This window comes from Motilibacter aurantiacus, from assembly GCF_011250645.1.
GTDB classification, from domain to species: Bacteria; Actinomycetota; Actinomycetes; order Motilibacterales; family Motilibacteraceae; genus Motilibacter_A; species Motilibacter_A aurantiacus.
Genome location: NZ_JAANNO010000004.1, coordinates 187,393 through 205,481, shown reverse-complemented (window position 1 = coordinate 205,481; position 18,089 = coordinate 187,393). Strand labels below are relative to the sequence as shown.

At 72.8% G+C, this 18,089-nt stretch carries 11 protein-coding genes and 1 tRNA gene; 10 read left to right on the top strand and 2 right to left on the bottom strand.

The features are described 5' to 3' along the window. Positions 1-103 precede the first annotated feature (103 nt). On the bottom strand, positions 104-2,557 hold the full coding sequence (locus G9H72_RS22925) for a M14 family zinc carboxypeptidase (RefSeq protein ID WP_166170283.1): 2,454 nt from the start codon (positions 2,555-2,557) through the stop codon (positions 104-106). A 301-nt stretch (positions 2,558-2,858) separates the two neighbouring features. Here G9H72_RS22925 and trpC point away from each other — a divergent pair, with 301 nt between their 5' ends. The 8 genes from trpC (at position 2,859) to pyk (ending at position 15,384) form a co-directional block, all read left to right on the top strand. Next, positions 2,859-3,668 carry an indole-3-glycerol phosphate synthase TrpC gene (trpC, locus tag G9H72_RS09580; protein WP_331272142.1) on the top strand — a complete coding sequence of 270 codons (810 nt, stop codon included), beginning with the start codon at positions 2,859-2,861 and terminating at the stop codon, positions 3,666-3,668. Positions 3,669-3,769: 101 nt separating this feature from the next. After that, complete coding sequence (gene trpB / locus G9H72_RS09575; RefSeq protein ID WP_166170581.1) at positions 3,770-4,966, top strand: tryptophan synthase subunit beta; 1,197 nt, start codon at positions 3,770-3,772, stop codon at positions 4,964-4,966. Beyond that, positions 4,960-5,787 carry a tryptophan synthase subunit alpha gene (trpA, locus tag G9H72_RS09570; RefSeq protein ID WP_196791027.1) on the top strand — a complete coding sequence of 276 codons (828 nt, stop codon included), beginning with the start codon at positions 4,960-4,962 and terminating at the stop codon, positions 5,785-5,787. Before trpB ends, trpA begins: the two co-directional genes overlap by 7 nt. A gap of 38 nt (positions 5,788-5,825) precedes the next feature. After that, entirely contained in the window at positions 5,826-6,923 is a 1,098-nt protein-coding gene (gene lgt / locus G9H72_RS09565) for a prolipoprotein diacylglyceryl transferase (protein ID WP_166170276.1), read from the top strand. A 207-nt stretch (positions 6,924-7,130) separates the two neighbouring features. Next, on the top strand, positions 7,131-11,663 hold the full coding sequence (gene gltB, locus G9H72_RS09560; protein WP_166170274.1) for a glutamate synthase large subunit: 4,533 nt from the start codon (positions 7,131-7,133) through the stop codon (positions 11,661-11,663). Continuing rightward, positions 11,656-13,113, top strand: a complete 1,458-nt coding sequence (locus G9H72_RS09555; protein WP_166170272.1) for a glutamate synthase subunit beta — start codon at positions 11,656-11,658, stop codon at positions 13,111-13,113. The genes gltB and G9H72_RS09555 overlap by 8 nt, the downstream gene beginning before the upstream one ends. A gap of 124 nt (positions 13,114-13,237) precedes the next feature. Next, a complete protein-coding gene (locus G9H72_RS09550; RefSeq protein ID WP_166170270.1) occupies positions 13,238-13,780 on the top strand; it encodes a type 1 glutamine amidotransferase domain-containing protein in 543 nt (180 codons plus the stop codon). A 134-nt stretch (positions 13,781-13,914) separates the two neighbouring features. Then, positions 13,915-15,384 (top strand): pyruvate kinase, encoded by a 1,470-nt coding sequence (pyk, locus tag G9H72_RS09545; RefSeq protein ID WP_166170268.1) that lies wholly within the window; start codon positions 13,915-13,917, stop codon positions 15,382-15,384. A 324-nt stretch (positions 15,385-15,708) separates the two neighbouring features. Here the strand turns inward: pyk and G9H72_RS09540 are convergent. Beyond that, positions 15,709-15,782, bottom strand: a tRNA-Leu gene (locus tag G9H72_RS09540). 179 nt (positions 15,783-15,961) lie between these two features. Here G9H72_RS09540 and G9H72_RS09535 point away from each other — a divergent pair. Continuing rightward, positions 15,962-16,558 (top strand): ANTAR domain-containing response regulator, encoded by a 597-nt coding sequence (locus tag G9H72_RS09535; RefSeq protein WP_331272141.1) that lies wholly within the window; start codon positions 15,962-15,964, stop codon positions 16,556-16,558. 257 nt (positions 16,559-16,815) lie between these two features. Continuing rightward, complete coding sequence (locus tag G9H72_RS09530) at positions 16,816-18,015, top strand: branched-chain amino acid ABC transporter substrate-binding protein (RefSeq protein WP_166170264.1); 1,200 nt, start codon at positions 16,816-16,818, stop codon at positions 18,013-18,015. Positions 18,016-18,089 lie beyond the last annotated feature (74 nt).

Below are 18,089 nucleotides of genomic sequence, written 5' to 3'. Positions count from 1 at the left end.
CTCCATGGCTCCGGCGGTCGACGTGCGGACGGGACCCGCCCCCGGGGACGGCGGAGGGCGGCCGCACGGGGCGGCCGCCCTCCGGGCAGCGGGGGCCTGCCGGTCAGCTGGCGCGGGGGAGAGCCGCGCCCTCGGCCGCGTCCGCGGCCTGCAGGTCGGCGATGAGCCGCTCGGCGGCGGCCACCAGGGTGTCGCGGGCCAGGTCGTCGTGCCGGACCTGGTTCCTCACCTTCGCCACGAACGACTCCAGGTAGCCGATCGTGCGCGACTCGCTGCCGGCCGTGTAGAGCGACTGGGCGCGGTCGAGGCGGCCCTGCAGGTCCGCCGCGGTGCGCGCAGAGAGGCGGCCCGCCGCGGCGTACAGGTCGACGGTGGCCTTGAGGTCGCTGACCGGGGTGCCGATCGCGACGGCGAAGGAGTTGTAGCCCGCGCCGGTGCCGGCGGGCGCGTACCCGTTCTCCACGTTTCCGCGCGGGTCGACGGCGAACCAGTTGACCGTCGTGCCGGTGGTGACGGTCAGGGACTGGGCGCCCTCACGCAGCCCGGCGGCCTGCAGCTTGGGCGAGGCGAGCGTCGGCCGGCTGCCGTCGAGCGTGTAGTGGACCGTCGCCGGCTCCGACGTCGACACGGTGAAGGTCGTGCTCGTCGCGGTGCGCGAGGTGACCTGCAGTGCCGACTCGGGGGCCGTGGCGTCCAGCTGGAACGAGAGCGCGACGTCGACGATGCCGAGCTGGCCGTTGGCGTACTCCATCGCGGTCTCCGTCACGTCGACGGTGTTGGCCCCGTTCACCCAGCGGCTGTTCGCAGCGTCCCAGCGCGGGCCGTTGGTCTCGAAGGCCCACGCGAGGATGCCGTGCTCGATCCAGAAGTAGTCGGCCGAGTTGCCGGCCGCGGAGTAGAGCACGTCGATGATCGGGCCGGTGCGGCCGGGCCACACCGCGGTGTCGCGGTAGGTCTGCACGGCCGACAGGATGTGCTCCGAGGCCTCGTAGTAGTACGCCTCGATGCCGGCGTCCGGACGCTGGACGGAGACGCGGCCGTCCTCGATGTAGGCGCCGGGCGTCCACATGAAGTAGCCGCCGCAGCAGTGGGTGTTCATGGCGAACTTGATGTTGTCGAACGTCTCCGCCATCCACACCAGGTTGCGGACCTCGGGCTCGGACTCGGCCTTGGGCCCGGCGTAGTTGCCGTTGAGGCAGTCGGTCGAGGCGCCGTCCCAGCCCTCGAAGACCGTCGCCGTGGCGTAGTTGCGGTTGACGTTGACGCCGAAGCTGTTGCGCCGGCCCGGGTCGCTGTCCTCGGGGGCGCAGTAGTTCGTGAGGTTCTTGCGGACGCCGGTGTCGAAGATCGAGTAGTGGCCGCCGTCCGGGTTCGCCCACGGCAGCAGGAAGATGTCGAGGTTGTCGATCGCGTTGCGGGTCCACTCGTCGGTCGCGTAGTTGCGCAGCAGGCGCTCGGCCGTCTCGGCCACCGACAGCACCGGGGTGATCTCGTTGGGGTGCTCACCGGCGTACAGGAAGACGCCGGCCTTCGAGCCGTCACGCACCTTCCCGACCCGCAGCACCTTCATGGTGAACGGCTCGCGCGAGATGCTCGCCGGCGCGCGCAGCCCGTCGGTCAGCGTCTGCCGCGCCGCCGCCGGGACGACGCCGGCCCCGGCGTTGCGCCGGAAGGTGTAGGCGGTGAGCAGCTCGGAGGCCGAGCTCGCGTTGATGGCCGCGACGACCTGCGCGGCGGTGCTGACCGGCTGGCGCTCGGCGTCCGTCGCGAGGAAGACCGTGATGTCGTTGCCGTTGCGGAAGACGGTCAGCTGCGCGTTCGGCGTCGGCGCGAGCAGTTGCAGGGTGATGTCGTTGCCGCCCTCGTGCCCGAACTTCCTCGAGGTCACGAAGAACGTCGAGGCCGCGGTCGCCGCGGTCCCGGTGCCGAACTGGGCCTGGGCGTGGCGCCGGTACCCGAAGGTCTTCTCCGGCAGCGTGATGAGCTCGGTCAGGCCGGGGAACTCGGCGTGCAGCGCCTCGAGCCGGGCGTTGGCCTCGGTGGGGCTCGGCGTCGTGGTCAGGAACCGGGTCTTGTAGCCGGCCGGGAGCTCGAACCCGTCGCCCAGCCACTTGTCCACCGGGGCCGTGACCGAGCCGCCGGCGCTGCTCGTGATCGTGACCGAGGCGGGCACGGTGTCGACGGCGATCGGCGTGGCGGTGCGGTGGTACAGGTAGACGTCGGCGTCCTCGTAGCGCGCGAGCGTCGCCGAGCCCGTCGGGCCGGGCGCCCAGGTGGCGGTCAACGTCGCCTGGCCGTCAGGCACCCCGGCCTTGGCCTCGAACGAGAGGAACGTCTGGCCACCGGAGGTGAACCAGTCCGCGCGCAGGACGCGCAGGACGCCCGGGTCCTCGGCCGCGCCGACGGGCGCGGCGGCGAGCGAGCCGCCGACCGCGAGCGCCGCGGCGGTGGCGAGCGTCGCGGTCAGCCGGCGCCGGGCCCGGACGGGACGGGCCAGGGGGGCCTCCGGTCTGCGCTGCCGCAGACGGAGGGCGAAGCGTGCGATGCGGAGCGGCACAGACTGCCTCCAGGGGACGGTGGAGGCGCTCGGTCGCCTCCAGGCCTCGGTGTCGTGCTGGCGGCCCGAATGCTTCGGGCCGGTGCCCGAACCGTCGTGGAGAATCTTTTTCCGGTCAAGGGGCAACTTCGGCGAGCCAGGGACGAATGCCGCGCAGCCTCTGGTGCGGACGGGGGGTTTGAGACGGGGCCGGGCGCGGCACCCTGAGGGGCTCGGTCTAAGCTCACGCCAGGCGACGTGGATCAGCGACAGCAGCTGGTCATCGCGCCGGAACCGCCGCCAGGTCAAGGGAGCGCCCGAGGTGACTGTCCTAGACGAGATCCTCGCGGGTGTGAACGCGGACCTGGCCGAGCGCCAGAGCCGCGTCGGCCTCGAGGAGCTCAAGGCGCGCTGCGCGCGCGTGCCCGACGCCAAGCCCGTGCTGCCCGGCTTCCGGGACGAGGGCGTGCGCGTGATCGCCGAGGTGAAGCGGGCGAGCCCGAGCCGGGCGTCGCTGGCCGAGATCCCCGACCCGGCCGCGCTGGCGCGCGAGTACGAGTCCGGCGGCGCCTTCGCCATCAGCGTCCTCACCGAGCAGCGCAAGTTCGGCGGCAGCCTCGCCGACCTGGACGCCGTCCGGCAGGCCGTGGACGCCCCGCTGCTGCGCAAGGACTTCATCGTCTCGAGCTACCAGTTGTGGGAGGCGCGTGCGCACGGCGCGGACATCGCGCTGCTCATCGTCGCCGCCCTCGAGCAGAACGCCCTCGTCTCCCTGGTGGAGCGGGCAGAGTCGATCGGGCTCACCCCGCTGGTCGAGGCGCACGACGAGGAGGAGGTCCGGCGCGCGCTCGACGCCGGCGCCAAGCTGCTCGGCATCAACGCCCGCAGCCTCAAGACCCTCGAGGTCGACCGCGACACCTTCGCCCGGCTGGCCCCGCTCATCCCCGACGGCGTGGTCAAGGTCGCCGAGTCCGGCGTCCGCGGGCCGCACGACGTCATCGAGTACGCCCGGGCCGGCGCGGACGCCGTCCTGGTCGGGGAGACCCTGGTGACCGGCAAGGACCCGCGGGTCGCCGTGGCCGACCTCGTGGCCGCGGGCGCGCACCCCGCGCTGCGCCAGGCGAGGCCGTGACCGTGGCCGGCGACCTGACCACTGCCGGGGACGTGCCTGCGGCGCAGGCCGAGGCGGGCCGCTTCGGCCCCTACGGCGGCCGCTACGTCCCCGAGGCGCTCATGGCGACCCTCGACCAGGTGACCGAGGCCTACGCCGCCGCCCGGGCCGACCCCGAGTTCACCGGCGAGCTGTCGCGGCTGCTGCGCGACTACACCGGCCGGCCCAGCCCGCTCACGGAGGCGACGCGGTTCGCCGAGCACGCCGGCGGCGCGCGGGTGCTGCTCAAGCGCGAGGACCTCAACCACACCGGCTCGCACAAGATCAACAACGTGCTCGGCCAGGCGCTGCTCACCAGGCGCATGGGCAAGAAGCGGGTGATCGCCGAGACCGGCGCCGGCCAGCACGGGGTCGCCACCGCGACGGCGGCCGCGCTGATGGGCCTGGAGTGCGTGGTCTACATGGGCGAGGAGGACACCCGCCGGCAGGCGCTCAACGTCGCGCGCATGCGGCTGCTCGGCGCCGAGGTGGTCCCGGTCCGTACCGGCAGCCGGACGCTCAAGGACGCGATCAACGAGGCGTTCCGCGACTGGGTGGCCAACGTCGACACGACGCACTACCTGTTCGGCACGGTCGCCGGCCCCGCCCCGTTCCCCGCGATGGTCCGGGACTTCCACCGCGTGATCGGTGACGAGGCGCGTGCGCAGGTGCTCGAGCGCACCGGGCGGCTGCCCGACGCGGTCTGCGCGTGCGTCGGCGGCGGCAGCAACGCGATCGGCATCTTCACCGCCTTCCTCGACGACGCCGACGTCGCGCTGCACGGCTACGAGGCGGCCGGTGACGGGGTCGAGACCGGGCGGCACGCCGCCACCATCACCGGAGGCACGCCCGGCATCCTGCACGGCTCGCGCTCGTACCTGCTCCAGGACGAGTGGGGCCAGACGATCGAGAGCCACTCGATCAGCGCCGGCCTGGACTACCCGGGCATCGGCCCGGAGCACGCCTGGCTGCACGACTCCGGGCGGGCGACGTACGAGCCGGTGACCGACCGCGAGGCGATGGAGGCGTTCCGGCTGCTCTGCCGTACCGAGGGCATCCTGCCGGCCATCGAGTCCGCGCACGCGCTCGCCGGGGCGCTCCGGGTCGGGCAGGTGCTCGGCCCCGAGGGGGTCGTGCTGGTGAACCTGTCCGGGCGCGGGGACAAGGACGTCGACACGGCGGCCCGCTGGTTCGGTGTGGTGAGCGACGAGGAGATCGTCGAGGCGGCCGAGGCCACCGTCGAGGCGCCGCCGCAGGAGTCGTCCGGGGAGGGCTGGTGACCGCCCTGTCCGACACCCTGGCCAAGGCCCGGGCCGAGGGCCGCGCCGCGCTCGTCGGCTACCTGCCCGCAGGGTTCCCGACCCTGGCCGGTGGCATCGACGCCCTCACCGCGATGGTCGACGGCGGCGTGGACGTGGTCGAGGTCGGCCTGCCCTACTCGGACCCGATGCTGGACGGGCCGACCATCCAGGACGCGGTCGACGTGGCGCTGCGCGGCGGGGCGACCCCGCGCGACGTGCTGACGACCGTCGAGGCCGTCGCCGCGACCGGCACGCCCACGCTCGTCATGAGCTACTACAACCCCATCGACCACATCGGCCCGGCGCGGTTCGCCGCCGACCTGGCCGCGGCCGGGGGAGCGGGCGTGATCCTGCCCGACCTGCCGCCCGAGGAGTCCGGCGACTGGCTCGCCGCCGCCGACCCCCTCGGCCTGGACAGCGTCTTCCTCGTCGCCCCGTCCTCGAGTGACGAGCGGATCGCGCTCACGACGTCGGTCTGCCGTGGCTTCGTCTACGCCGCCTCGCTGATGGGCGTCACCGGTGTGCGCGGCGCGGTGAGCGGCGCGGCGCGCGGCCTCGTGGCCCGGACGCGGGTGGCGACGGGCCTGCCCGTGTGCGTCGGGCTCGGGGTCTCCACCGCCGAGCAGGCCACCGAGGTGGCGGGCTACGCCGACGGCGTCATCGTGGGGTCGGCCTTCGTCCGCGAGCTGCTGGACGCCGCCTCGCCCGCCGACGGTGCCGCCGCCGTGCACGCCCTCGCGGGCGAGCTCGCGGCCGGCGTACGCCGTGGGGCCGGCGAGCGCGCCGGCACCGCGCAGTAGCCCCGGCCGCCCGCCTGCCCCGGTAGGGTCCGAGCCTGATGAGCCCTTCTCCCGCCGACGCCGGCGTCGCCGTCCTCGCCTCGATCCCCAGCCCGTCCGAGGGGGTCTGGCACCTCGGCCCGCTCCCGCTGCGCGCCTATGCGCTGAGCATCCTCGCCGGCATCGTGCTGACGATCGTCATCAGCGACCGCCGGTGGCGGGCGCGCGGCGGCCGGGCCGGCACCGTGGGCGACATCGCGATCTGGGCCGTGCCCTTCGGCATCGTGGGCGGCCGGCTCTACCACGTCGTCACGACTCCTGAGCCCTACTTCGGTTCCGGTGGTGACCCGGTCGACGCGCTGAAGGTGTGGGAGGGGGGCCTCGGGATCTGGGGCGCCATCGCGCTCGGTGCCGTCGGGGCCTGGATCGGCTGCCGGCAGCGGGGAATCGCGCTGCCGCCCTTCGCGGACGCGCTCGCGCCCGGCCTGGCCGTCGCCCAGGCCGTGGGCCGGCTCGGCAACTGGTTCAACCAGGAGCTGTACGGCCGCGCCACTGACGTCCCCTGGGCGCTTGAGATCGACGCGGAGCACCGGCCGACCGAGACCCTCGATCAGGCCACGTACCACCCCGCGTTCCTCTACGAGCTGGTGTGGAACCTCGGGGTGGCGGCTCTGGTCGTGTGGGCCGACCGCCGGTTCCGGCTCGGCCACGGCCGGGCGTTCGCCCTCTACGTCGCCGCCTACTGCGTCGGCCGGTCGTGGATCGAGGCGCTGCGGGTCGACACCGCAGAGCAGGTCCTCGGCCTGCGGCTCAACCAGTGGACGGCCGCGGTCGTCTTCGTCCTCGCGGTGGCCTACATCGCGGTGTCGGCGCGGCTGCGGCCGGGCCGCGAGGACCAGGTCGAGCCGGGGGGCGTCGACGGGGAGCCCGACGTGGTCGCGGCGACGGCGGGCAGCCCGGCGGGCACGGGGAGCGCCGGGAGCACCGGGAGCACGGCGGTCATGTCAGGCACGGCGGGCACGGGCGGCAGCCTCCCGGGCGACGGTGCGCACGGCGGCGGTGGGGTGAGCGACGCGAGCCACCCGCAAGCCCCGCTCGAGGGCGGCGCGACGGCCGAGGTGACCGATCCGACAGCGGAGGCCCCGCGCCGGGAGTGACCGGCGGGCGTACCGTTGCCCGTAGGGCAGGCGACCCCGGCCCCCCGGCCGTCACGCCGTCGTGTCGCGGGCGCACCAAATCCTGTAGGCAGCCCGCAACACTGATGTAACCTGCGCTTCTACGCGGGCTGCTACCCCCGAGCGGCCGGCAAAATCCTCTGGGCCAACGTCGTCCCGCCCCCCTTTTTCCAGCAGAGGAGACGACGGATGACCGCCCTCCCCTCGCCCGCGTTCCCGGCCCCTCAGGGCCTGTACGACGGGCAGTCCGAGCACGACGCATGCGGTGTCGCCATGGTCGCGACGCTGCGCGGAGCCGCCGGCCACGACATCGTGCAGGCCGCCATCACCGCTCTGCGCAACCTCGACCACCGCGGGGCCTCCGGCGCCGAGCCGGACAGCGGTGACGGCGCGGGAATCCTCACGCAGGTTCCTGACGCGTTCCTGCGCGCGGTGGTTCCCTTCGAGCTGCCGCCGGCCGGCGCGTACGCCGTGGGCACCGCGTTCCTTCCTGCCGACCCGGAGGCCGCCGACGCGACCGCTGCGGCCGTCGAGGCCATCGCCGCCGAGGAGGGCCTGCGCGTCCTCGGCTGGCGCGATGTCCCGGTCACGCCCGACCTGCTGGGCCACACCGCGCGGATGGTCATGCCGTCCTTCCGGCAGGTCTTCGTGGTGGCCGCCGAGGGCACGACCGCCGAGGGCGTCGAGCTCGACCGGCTCGCCTTCTGCCTGCGCAAGCGCTCCGAGCGCGAGCACGAGGTCTACTTCCCGTCGCTGTCGGCGCGGACGCTGGTCTACAAGGGCATGCTCACGACGGCCCAGCTCGAGCCGTTCTACCCGGACCTGTCCGACGAGCGCTACGCCACGGAGCTGGCGCTGGTCCACTCCCGCTTCTCCACGAACACCTTCCCGTCGTGGCCGTTGGCGCACCCGTACCGCTTGATCGCCCACAACGGCGAGATCAACACGGTGCGCGGCAACCGCAACTGGATGGCGGCCCGGGAGAGCCTGCTGCAGTCGGACAAGATCCCGGGCGACCTGTCCCGGCTCTCGCCGATCTGCACCCCCGGGGCCAGCGACTCGGCCAGCTTCGACGAGGTCCTCGAGCTGCTCCACCTGGGCGGGCGCTCGCTGCCCCACGCCGTGCTGATGATGATCCCCGAGGCGTGGGAGGGCGACGGCACGATGGACGCCGCCCGGCGGGCGTTCTACGAGTACCACGGCTCGATCATGGAGCCGTGGGACGGGCCGGCCGCGGTCTGCTTCACCGACGGCACGCTCGTCGGCGCCGTGCTCGACCGCAACGGCCTGCGCCCGGGGCGCTACTGGGTGACCGAGGACGGCCTGGTCGTGCTCGGCAGCGAGGCCGGCGTGCTCGAGCTGGACCCGGCGACGGTCGTCCGCAAGGGCCGGCTCCAGCCGGGCCGCATGTTCCTGGTCGACACCGAGCGTGGCCGGATCATCGAGGACGACGAGGTCAAGGGCGAGCTCGCGGCCGCCGCGCCGTACGACGAGTGGCTGCACGCCGGCCTGGTCAGCCTCGCGGACCTGCCGGACCGCGAGCACGTGAGCCACACCGCCGCCTCGGTGAGCCGCCGCCAGCGCACCTTCGGCTACACGCAGGAGGAGCTGCGCGTCCTGCTCGCCCCGATGGCGCGCGCGGGTGCCGAGCCGATCGGCTCGATGGGCACCGACACGCCGATCGCGGTGCTGTCGGAGCGCCCGCGGCTGCTCTTCGACTACTTCACCCAGCTGTTCGCGCAGGTCACCAACCCGCCGCTGGACGCCATCCGCGAGGAGCTCGTCACCTCGCTGTCGTCCACGGTCGGCCCGGAGCTCAACGCGCTCGACGCGACGCCGGCGCACTGCCGCCAGGTCGTGCTGCCGTTCCCGGTGATCGACAACGACGAGCTCGCCAAGATCGTGCACATCAACAACGACGGCGACCTGCCCGGGTGGGGCACCGTCGTGCTGCGCGGCCTCTACGACCCGCACGGCGACGGCCAGGCGCTCGCCGCCCGGCTCGACGAGCTGTGCGCGGAGGCCTCCGCCGCGATCGCGCAGGGCGCGCGCTTCATCGTGCTGTCCGACCGCGACTCCGACGCTAACCTCGCCCCGATCCCGTCGCTGCTGCTCACCTCGGCGATCCACCACCACCTCATCCGCGAGAAGACCCGCCTGCAGGTCGGGCTCATCGTGGAGGCGGGCGACGTCCGCGAGGTTCACCACGTCGCGCTGCTCATCGGCTACGGCGCGGCTGCGGTGAACCCGTACCTCGCCATGGAGTCGGTCGAGGAGCTCGTCGCGGAGGGCATCGTCACCGGGGTCGAGCCGGAGAAGGCCGTTCGCAACCTGGTGAAGGCGCTCGGCAAGGGCGTCCTCAAGGTCATGAGCAAGATGGGCATCTCGACCGTCGCGTCCTACCGCGGCGCGCAGGTGTTCGAGGCGCTCGGCCTCTCCCAGGAGCTCGTCGACCGCTACTTCACCGGCACGCAGTCCAAGCTCGGCGGCGTGGGCCTGGAGGTCATCTCCGAGGAGGTGGCCCGCCGGCACCGCTCGGCGTACCCGGCGTCCGGCGCGCTGCCGCTGCACCGCAAGCTCGAGGTCGGCGGCGAGTACCAGTGGCGCCGCGAGGGCGAGCCGCACCTGTTCGACCCGGAGACCGTCTTCCGGCTGCAGCACTCGACCCGGGCGCGCCGCTACGACGTGTTCAAGCAGTACACCTCCCGGGTGGACGAGCAGTCCGAGCGGCTGATGACGCTGCGCGGCCTGTTCTCCCTGCGCGAGGGCGTCCGGCCGGCCGTCCCGATCGACGAGGTCGAGCCGGTCTCCGAGATCGTCAAGCGCTTCAACACCGGCGCGATGAGCTACGGCTCCATCAGCCAGGAGGCGCACGAGACCCTGGCCATCGCGATGAACCGGCTGGGTGGCCGGTCCAACACGGGCGAGGGCGGCGAGGACCCGGAGCGGCTGTACGACCCGGAGCGGCGCAGCGCCGTCAAGCAGGTCGCCAGCGGCCGGTTCGGCGTCACGAGCGAGTACCTCGTGAACGCGGACGACATCCAGATCAAGATGGCGCAGGGCGCGAAGCCCGGCGAGGGCGGTCAGCTGCCCGGCCACAAGGTCTACCCGTGGGTCGCGCGCACCCGGCACTCCACGCCGGGCGTGGGCCTCATCTCGCCGCCGCCGCACCACGACATCTACTCCATCGAGGACCTCGCCCAGCTGATCCACGACCTCAAGAACGCCAATTCGAATGCTCGAATTCACGTGAAGCTGGTCGCGGAGGTCGGGGTCGGCACGGTCGCGGCCGGCGTGAGCAAGGCCCACGCGGACGTCGTGCTGATCTCCGGCCACGACGGCGGCACGGGCGCGTCCCCGCTGACGAGCCTCAAGCACGCCGGCACGCCGTGGGAGCTCGGCCTCGCCGAGACGCAGCAGACGCTGCTGCTCAACGGGCTGCGCGACCGGATCGTGGTGCAGGCCGACGGCCAGCTGAAGACCGGCCGCGACGTCATCGTCGCCGCGCTGCTCGGGGCCGAGGAGTACGGCTTCGCGACCGCGCCGCTCGTCGTGTCGGGCTGCATCATGATGCGCGTCTGCCACCTGGACACCTGTCCCGTCGGCATCGCCACGCAGAACCCGGCCCTGCGCGAGCGCTTCTCCGGCTCGGCGGACTTCGTGGTGACCTTCTTCGAGTACATCGCCGAAGAGGTCCGCGAGTGGCTGGCCAAGCTCGGCTTCCGCTCGCTGGAGGAGGCGATCGGCCACGCCGAGTTCCTCGACACGGCGGCCGCCGTCCAGCACTGGAAGGCCCAGGGCCTCGACCTCACGCCGCTGCTGCACGTGCCGGACCTGCCCGAGGGCACGGCCCGGCGCCAGGTCACGACCCAGGACCACGGGCTGGAGAAGGCCCTGGACCACCAGCTCATCGCGCTGGCCCACGACGCGCTCGAGGACGCCCGCCCCGTGCAGGTCACGCTGCCGGTGCGCAACGTCAACCGGACGGTCGGCACCATGCTCGGCGCCGAGGTCACCCGCCGCTACGGGGGCGCCGGGCTGCCGGACGACACGATCTCGATCACGCTCAACGGGTCGGGCGGCAACTCGCTCGGAGCCTTCGTGCCGCGCGGGGTCACCATCCGGCTCCACGGTGACACCAACGACTACCTCGGCAAGGGGCTGTCGGGCGGCCGGCTCATCGTCCGCCCGGACGCGTCCGCGCCGTTCGCCGCCGAGCAGAACACCATCGCCGGCAACGTCTCGCTCTACGGCGCGACCTCCGGCGAGGTGCTCGTCAGCGGCCTGGTGGGGGAGCGGTTCGCGGTCCGCAACTCCGGCGCCACCGCGGTCGTCGAGGGCGTGGGCGACCACGCGCTCGAGTACATGACCGGTGGCACCGTGGTCATCCTGGGCCCGACCGGCCGCAACGTGGCCGCGGGCATGTCGGGCGGTGTCGCGTACATCCTCGACCTGCGTGCGGACCGGGTGAACCGCGAGATGGTCGACGTCGAGCAGCTCGACGCCGAGGACCTCGAGCTGCTCCGGCTGCTCGTGACCAAGCACCGGGAGGAGACCGGCTCGGCGGTGGCCCTGCGCCTGCTGACCGAGTGGGACGCGGCCGCGGCGCGCTTCTCCAAGATCATGCCGCGGGACTACAAGCGCGTCCTCGAGGCGCGCGCCAAGGCCCTCGCCGAGGGCCTCGACGTCGACACCGTGGTGATGGAGGCTTCCCGTGGCTGACCCGAGGGGTTTTCTCAAGGCGGGCCGCGAGCTTCCGAAGCGGCGCCCCGTCGAGGTGCGTATCCGTGACTGGCACGAGGTCTACGAGGAGATGAGCGTCGACGGCCTGCGTGCGCAGGCCGGGCGCTGCATGGACTGCGGCATCCCGTTCTGCCACAACGGCTGCCCGCTCGGGAACCTCATCCCCGAGTGGAACGACCTGTCCTGGCGCGACGACTGGCAGGAGGCCATCGAGCGCCTGCACGCCACGAACAACTTCCCGGAGTTCACCGGGCGGCTGTGCCCGGCGCCTTGTGAGGCGGCGTGCGTCCTCGGCATCGGCGACGACCCGGTGACGATCAAGCAGGTCGAGGTGTCGATCATCGACCGCGCCTGGGCGGAGGGCTGGGTCCAGCCGCAGCCACCCGAGCGGCTCACCGGCAAGACGGTCGCGGTCGTCGGCTCGGGCCCGGCCGGGCTCGCGGCCGCCCAGCAGCTCACCCGCGCCGGGCACACCGTCGCGGTGTACGAGCGGGCGGACGAGATCGGCGGCCTGCTGCGCTACGGCATCCCCGAGTTCAAGATGGAGAAGCGCCAGGTCGACCGGCGCATCGCCCAGATGAAGGCCGAGGGCACCCGGTTCCGCCCGGGCGTCGACGTCGGGCACGAGGTGACCGGCCAGCAGCTGCGCGCCCGCTACGACGCGGTCGTGCTCGCGATCGGCGCCACCGCCGCCCGTGACCTGCCGATCCCCGGGCGCGAGCTCGGTGGCATCCACCAGGCGATGGAGTTCCTGCCGCACGCCAACCGCTACGCGCGGGACGCGACGTACCAGGTGCCGATCACGGCCGAGGACAAGGACGTCGTCATCATCGGGGGCGGCGACACCGGCGCCGACTGCCTCGGCACGTCCATCCGGCAGGGCGCGCGCTCGATCAAGCAGTTCGAGATCATGCCGCGCCCGACCGAGGAGCGGCCGAGCAGCCAGCCGTGGCCGACCTACCCGATGGTCTACCGCGTCTCCAGCGCCCACGAGGAGGGCGGCGAGCGGCTCTACGCCATCAACACCACCGAGTTCGTCGGCGACGAGCAGGGCAACGTCAAGGCCCTGCGCACGGTCGAGGTGCAGATGGTCGACGGCCGCTTCCAGCCGGTCGAGGGCTCCGAGCAGGAGATCCCGGCGCAGCTCGTGCTGCTCGCGATGGGCTTCGTGGGCCCGGAGAAGGGCGGCCTCGTCGAGCAGCTCGGCGTCGAGCTGGACGCTCGCGGCAACGTGGTGCGCGACGCGTCCTACGCCTCCACCGTGGAGGGCGTCTTCGTGGCCGGCGACGCCGGCCGCGGCCAGTCGCTCATCGTGTGGGCCATCGCGGAGGGCCGTTCCTGCGCCGCCGGGGTCGACGCGTACCTCAAGGGCTGCGAGTCCGAGCTCCCGGTGCCGATCCCGCCGACCGCTCGCCCGCTGCTGGCCTGACATCGCCGTCGAAGCGTAGGCCTCGTCACACCCGGCCGCAGGCCGGGCGCCGACTAGAGCGCGTCCTCCCCGGGGAGGCTTGCCGGTTGTACCGGAAAGCTGTTTTCCCGAGGAGGACGCGCTCATGGCGTTGCAGGGCAAGAAGATCGCTTTTCTCGTGGCCACCGAGGGCATCGAGCAGGTCGAGCTCACCGAGCCGTGGAAGGCCGTGCGCGACGCGGGTGGCACGCCCGCCCTGGTGGCCCCCGAAGCGGGCACCGTGCAGGCCTTCGACCACCTGGACAAGGCGGACACGTTCGACGTCGACGTGCCGCTGGACTCCGCGGACGTGGCCGACTTCGACGGGCTCGTGCTGCCGGGCGGCGTGGCCAACCCCGACAACCTGCGCACCATCCCCGCCGCGGTGGCGTTCGCCAAGGCGTTCCTGGACGCCGGCAAGCCGGTCGCGGTCATCTGCCACGGGCCGTGGACGCTCATCGAGAGCGGCGCCGTGCGCGGGCGCACGCTGACCTCCTGGCCCAGCTTGCAGACCGACGTCCGCAACGCCGGGGGCACCTGGGTCGACGCCGAGGTGCACGTCGACGAGTCCGGTGCCGGGCCGCTCATCTCCAGCCGCAAGCCCGACGACCTCGAGGCGTTCTGCCGCGAGATCGCGGCCCGCTTCTGACGCGTCCGCGGTTGCTCCGAAGCGGCGGGGGGCACAGGGACGAGGGCCTGTGCACGAGCGAGTGGCGAAGGGCACGTCTCCCATTGCCGGGGGCACCCGACAGCGCCCCCGGCCCCTTCACTAGGCTCGGCACCATGCGCCGCGCAAAGATCGTTTGTACGCTGGGCCCATCCGTCGACGGATACGAGCGCATCAAGGCGCTCGTCGAGGCCGGCATGAACGTGGCCCGCTTCAATCTCAGCCACGCCGACTACGCCGAGCACGAAGCTCGCTACCGCTGGGTCCGCCAGGTCGCGGAGGAGACGGGCCGGCCGATCGCCGTCCTCGTCGACCTCCAGGGGCCGAAGATCAGGACCGGCACGTTCGCCGAGGGGCCGGTCGTGCTGACGGCGGGCGACGAGTTCACGATCACCACCGAGGACATCCCCGGCACCCAGGAAATCGTCTCGACGACCTACAAGGGCCTCGCCGGCGACGTCGCGCCCGGTGACCCGCTGCTCGTCGACGACGGCCGCGTGGCGCTCGAGGTCGTCCGGGTCGACGGGCCGCGGGTCGTCACCCGGGTCGTCGAGGGTGGCGTCGTCTCGAACAACAAGGGCATCAACCTGCCCGGCGTCGGCGTCAGCGTGCCGGCGCTGTCCGAGAAGGACATCCAGGACCTGCGCTGGGCGCTGCACCTGCGGGCCGACCTCATCGCGCTCTCCTTCGTGCGCGACGCCAACGACATCGTCGACGTCCACCGGATCATGGACGAGGAGGGCGTCCGCCTCCCCGTCGTCGCCAAGGTCGAGAAGCCGCAGGCGGTCGATGCGCTCGAGGGCATCGTGGACGCATTCGACGGCATCATGGTCGCCCGCGGCGACCTCGGCGTGGAGCTGCCGTTGGAGCAGGTGCCGCTCGTGCAGAAGCGCGCGGTGGACCTGGCCCGCCGCTCCGCCAAGCCCGTGATCGTCGCCACCCAGATGCTCGAGTCGATGATCTCGGCCTCGCGCCCCACCCGCGCCGAGACGAGCGACGTCGCGAACGCCGTCCTCGACGGCGCGGACGCGGTCATGCTCAGCGGCGAGACCAGCGTCGGCAAGTACCCGCTCGAGACGGTCTCGACGATGGCCCGCATCGTGGCCACGGTCGAGCGGGACGCGCTCTCGGAGATCCGCCCGCTCGGCACCCGCCCCCACACCAAGAGCGGTGCGATCACGCGCGCCGCGGCGGAGGTCGCCGAGCAGCTCGGGGCCAAGTACCTCGTCACGTTCACCACCAGCGGCGACTCGGCCCGCCGGGTCTCCCGGCTGCGCCACTCGGTGCCGCTGCTCGCGTTCACGCCGGTGCCGGAGACCCAGCGCCAGCTGGCGCTGTCCTGGGGCGTGGAGACGTTCCTGTCGCCGATGGTGCAGCACACCGACCAGATGGTGCTGCAGGTGGACCGGACGCTGCTGGAGACCGGCATGTGCCAGCAGGGCGACCTGGTCGTCGTCGTCGCCGGCGCCCCGCCCGGCATCCCCGGCTCGATCAACGCCCTCCGGGTGCACCGTATCGGTGATGCCGTGCAGAAGGCCGCCCCGGCCTACGGCGACCCGCTCGAGGAGGGCGCGCAGGGCGCCTGAGCGCGCCAGGCAGGCTTCGGGCCGGCGACGTCACCGACGTCGCCGGCCCGTCTGCGTTCGCGGGGGTCGCGGCCTGCGCTGCCTCGCCGCCTGCAGTGGCCACGGCGAGCTGCCCGCGGCCTACTGCCCGCCGCCCCCCACCGCGGTGATCATGGGCAACTCAGCGCGCCTAGCGGCGTGCCGTCGCTGACCTGCCCATGATCAGCGTCGGAGCGCGAGGGGTCAGCCGGGAGCGAGGGTGATCCGGCCAGGGCGGGCCGGACGTGACCGTGCCCCCGGCGAGGACGTGGGGACGTGACCGTGCCTCCGGCGAGGACGTGACGGTGCCCCGGGTGGGACTCGAACCCACACTGAATGGTGTTTGAGACCATCGCCTCTGCCGATTGGGCTACCGGGGCGGGCAGCGGGCAGCAGCCTAGTCGGCGCCGCACGCGATGCCGCCGCTCCCTGCCCTCGTGCGTCCTGACGGGTGGAAGCCGCTCCCCCCGAGCGTGACTCCGTGCCGACCGGGTCCGGCGCCCGCCCGGGGCACCGCTAGCCTTTGCGCTGCACAGCACCGTCGTCCGAAGGGAGCCCCGTGGCCCCGCCCGACCCGCGCCGCGTCGTCATTGCCGAGGACGAGGCGCTGATCCGTCTCGACCTCCGAGAGATGCTGGAGGAGGAGGGTTGGGACGTCGTCGGCGAGGCCGGTGACGGCGAGGAGGCCGTCCGGCTCGCCGAGAGCCTGCGCCCGGACCTCGTCGTGCTCGACGTCAAGATGCCCCGGCTCGACGGCATCAGCGCCGCATCCCGCATCGGTGAGCAGCGGCTCGCCCCCGTCGTCGTCCTGACCGCGTTCAGCCAGCGCGAGCTCGTGGAGCGTGCGCGGGACGCCGGCGCCATGGCGTACGTCGTCAAGCCCTTCGGCCGCGCCGACCTGCTGCCCGCCATCGAGATGGCCGTCGCCCGCTACGCCGAGACCGTCGCGCTCGAGAGCGAGGTCTCCGACCTCACCGAGCGCCTGGAGACGCGCAAGATCGTCGACCGCGCCAAGGGGCTGCTCCAGGCCCAGCTGTCCATCACCGAGCCCGAGGCGTTCCGCTGGCTGCAGAAGACCGCCATGGACCGTCGGGTGCCCATGCGCGAGGTTGCCCGCGCCGTGATCGACGCCGGGGGAGTGCCGGAGGGGCAGTGACCGCCCGTCGGAGGTGAAGGCCCGATGTCGCGGGCTTTCACACCGGGTGGACGGTGGCCTCGGGCATGCGTCGAGTTCCTCCGGCAAGCCCGTTCGTTACGGCGCGGTTGCATTGCGCGCCGTAAACCCCCAATCCGCGGACCGGGCTGGTATCACTACTGATCACAAGCCGCTGGTGCGGGGTGGAGTGCAGCCTGCCCACCCTCCCGGCGACCCGACGGCCTGCGAATCGCGCCGGCCGCAGAGAGGAGAACGCAGTGCGCAACGTCCGGCGACGGGCCTCCGTCCTCGCTGCTGTCGCGGCGCTTGCCCTGGGCGTCACGGCCTGCGGCAGCGACGACGACGGCGACAGCGGCGCCAGCCCCGCTGAGTCCAGCAACTCCGGTGGCGGCGGCGCCACCGTCAAGGTCGGCTTCATGGGCGCGCTCACCGGCCCCGACGCGCAGCTCGGCATCAACGAGTACAACGGCGCCAAGCTCGCGTTCGACCAGTACAACGCCACGAACCCGGCGACCAAGGTCGACTTCATCCAGTACGACACGACCGGCGCCCCCGACCAGGCGACCGCGCTGGCGCCGAAGGTGGCCCAGGACGGCGTCGTCGCCGTCGTCGGCCCCGCCTTCTCCGGCGAGTCCAAGACGGCCGTCCCGGTGCTGGAGGAGGCGAAGATCGCCAACATCTCCGCCTCGGCCACCAACGCCGCTCTCTCCACCAACGGGTGGAAGTTCTGGCACCGCGTGCTGGCCAACGACGACGTGCAGGGCCCGGGTGCCGGCGAGTTCATCGTCAAGTCGCTGCCGGCGACCTCGGTCGCGGTCATCGACGACCAGAGCGAGTACGGCAAGGGCCTCGCGGACGTGGTCAACACGACCGTCGAGGAGCAGGGCGGCACGGTCGCGACCCGCGACTCGATCGACCCCGAGGCCGACGACTACTCCTCCACGGTCAACCAGATCAAGTCCGCCAACCCGCAGGCGATCTTCTACGGCGGCTACTACTCCTCCGCCGCGAAGTTCGTGAAGCAGCTGCGCGACGGCGGCGTGACCGCGACCTTCGTGTCCGGTGACGGCACGCTGGACCAGAAGTTCATCGACGGTGCCGGCGAGGCGGCCGAGGGCTCGATCCTGTCCTGCACCTGCGTGCTGGCCACGGCGTCCGAGGACGAGGCCGTCCAGAAGTTCATCGACGACTACACCGCGGAGTACGGCACGGCCCCGGCCACCTACTCGGCCGAGGCGTTCGACGCCGCGACGGCGATCATCAAGGCCCTCGAGGGCGGCGCCACCACCGGTGAGGCCATCAACGAGTCGCTGAGCACGGTCGACTTCCAGGGTGTCTCGAAGCCGATCAAGTTCAACGAGGTCGGTGAGCTCGAGACCGGCACGACCTACATCCACCAGGTCAAGGACGGCAAGATCATCTCCCTCGGCGAGTACACCACCGCCAAGGTGCAGTGACGACGGCACGCGGCTAGCCCGCGTGCCACCACTTTGCGGGCCCGGCACGTCCATCCGGCGTGCCGGGCCCCGCG

What these genes read in the sequence shown, in the direction of transcription:
- gltB (WP_166170274.1), top strand. Translation starts at nt 7,131, where the DNA reads ATGACCGCCCTCCCCTCGCCCGCGTTCCCGGCCCCTCAGGGCCTGTAC.
- pyk (WP_166170268.1), top strand. Translation starts at nt 13,915, where the DNA reads ATGCGCCGCGCAAAGATCGTTTGTACGCTGGGCCCATCCGTCGACGGA.
- G9H72_RS09550 (WP_166170270.1), top strand. Translation starts at nt 13,238, where the DNA reads ATGGCGTTGCAGGGCAAGAAGATCGCTTTTCTCGTGGCCACCGAGGGC.
- lgt (WP_166170276.1), top strand. Translation starts at nt 5,826, where the DNA reads ATGAGCCCTTCTCCCGCCGACGCCGGCGTCGCCGTCCTCGCCTCGATC.
- trpB (WP_166170581.1), top strand. Translation starts at nt 3,770, where the DNA reads ATGGCGACCCTCGACCAGGTGACCGAGGCCTACGCCGCCGCCCGGGCC.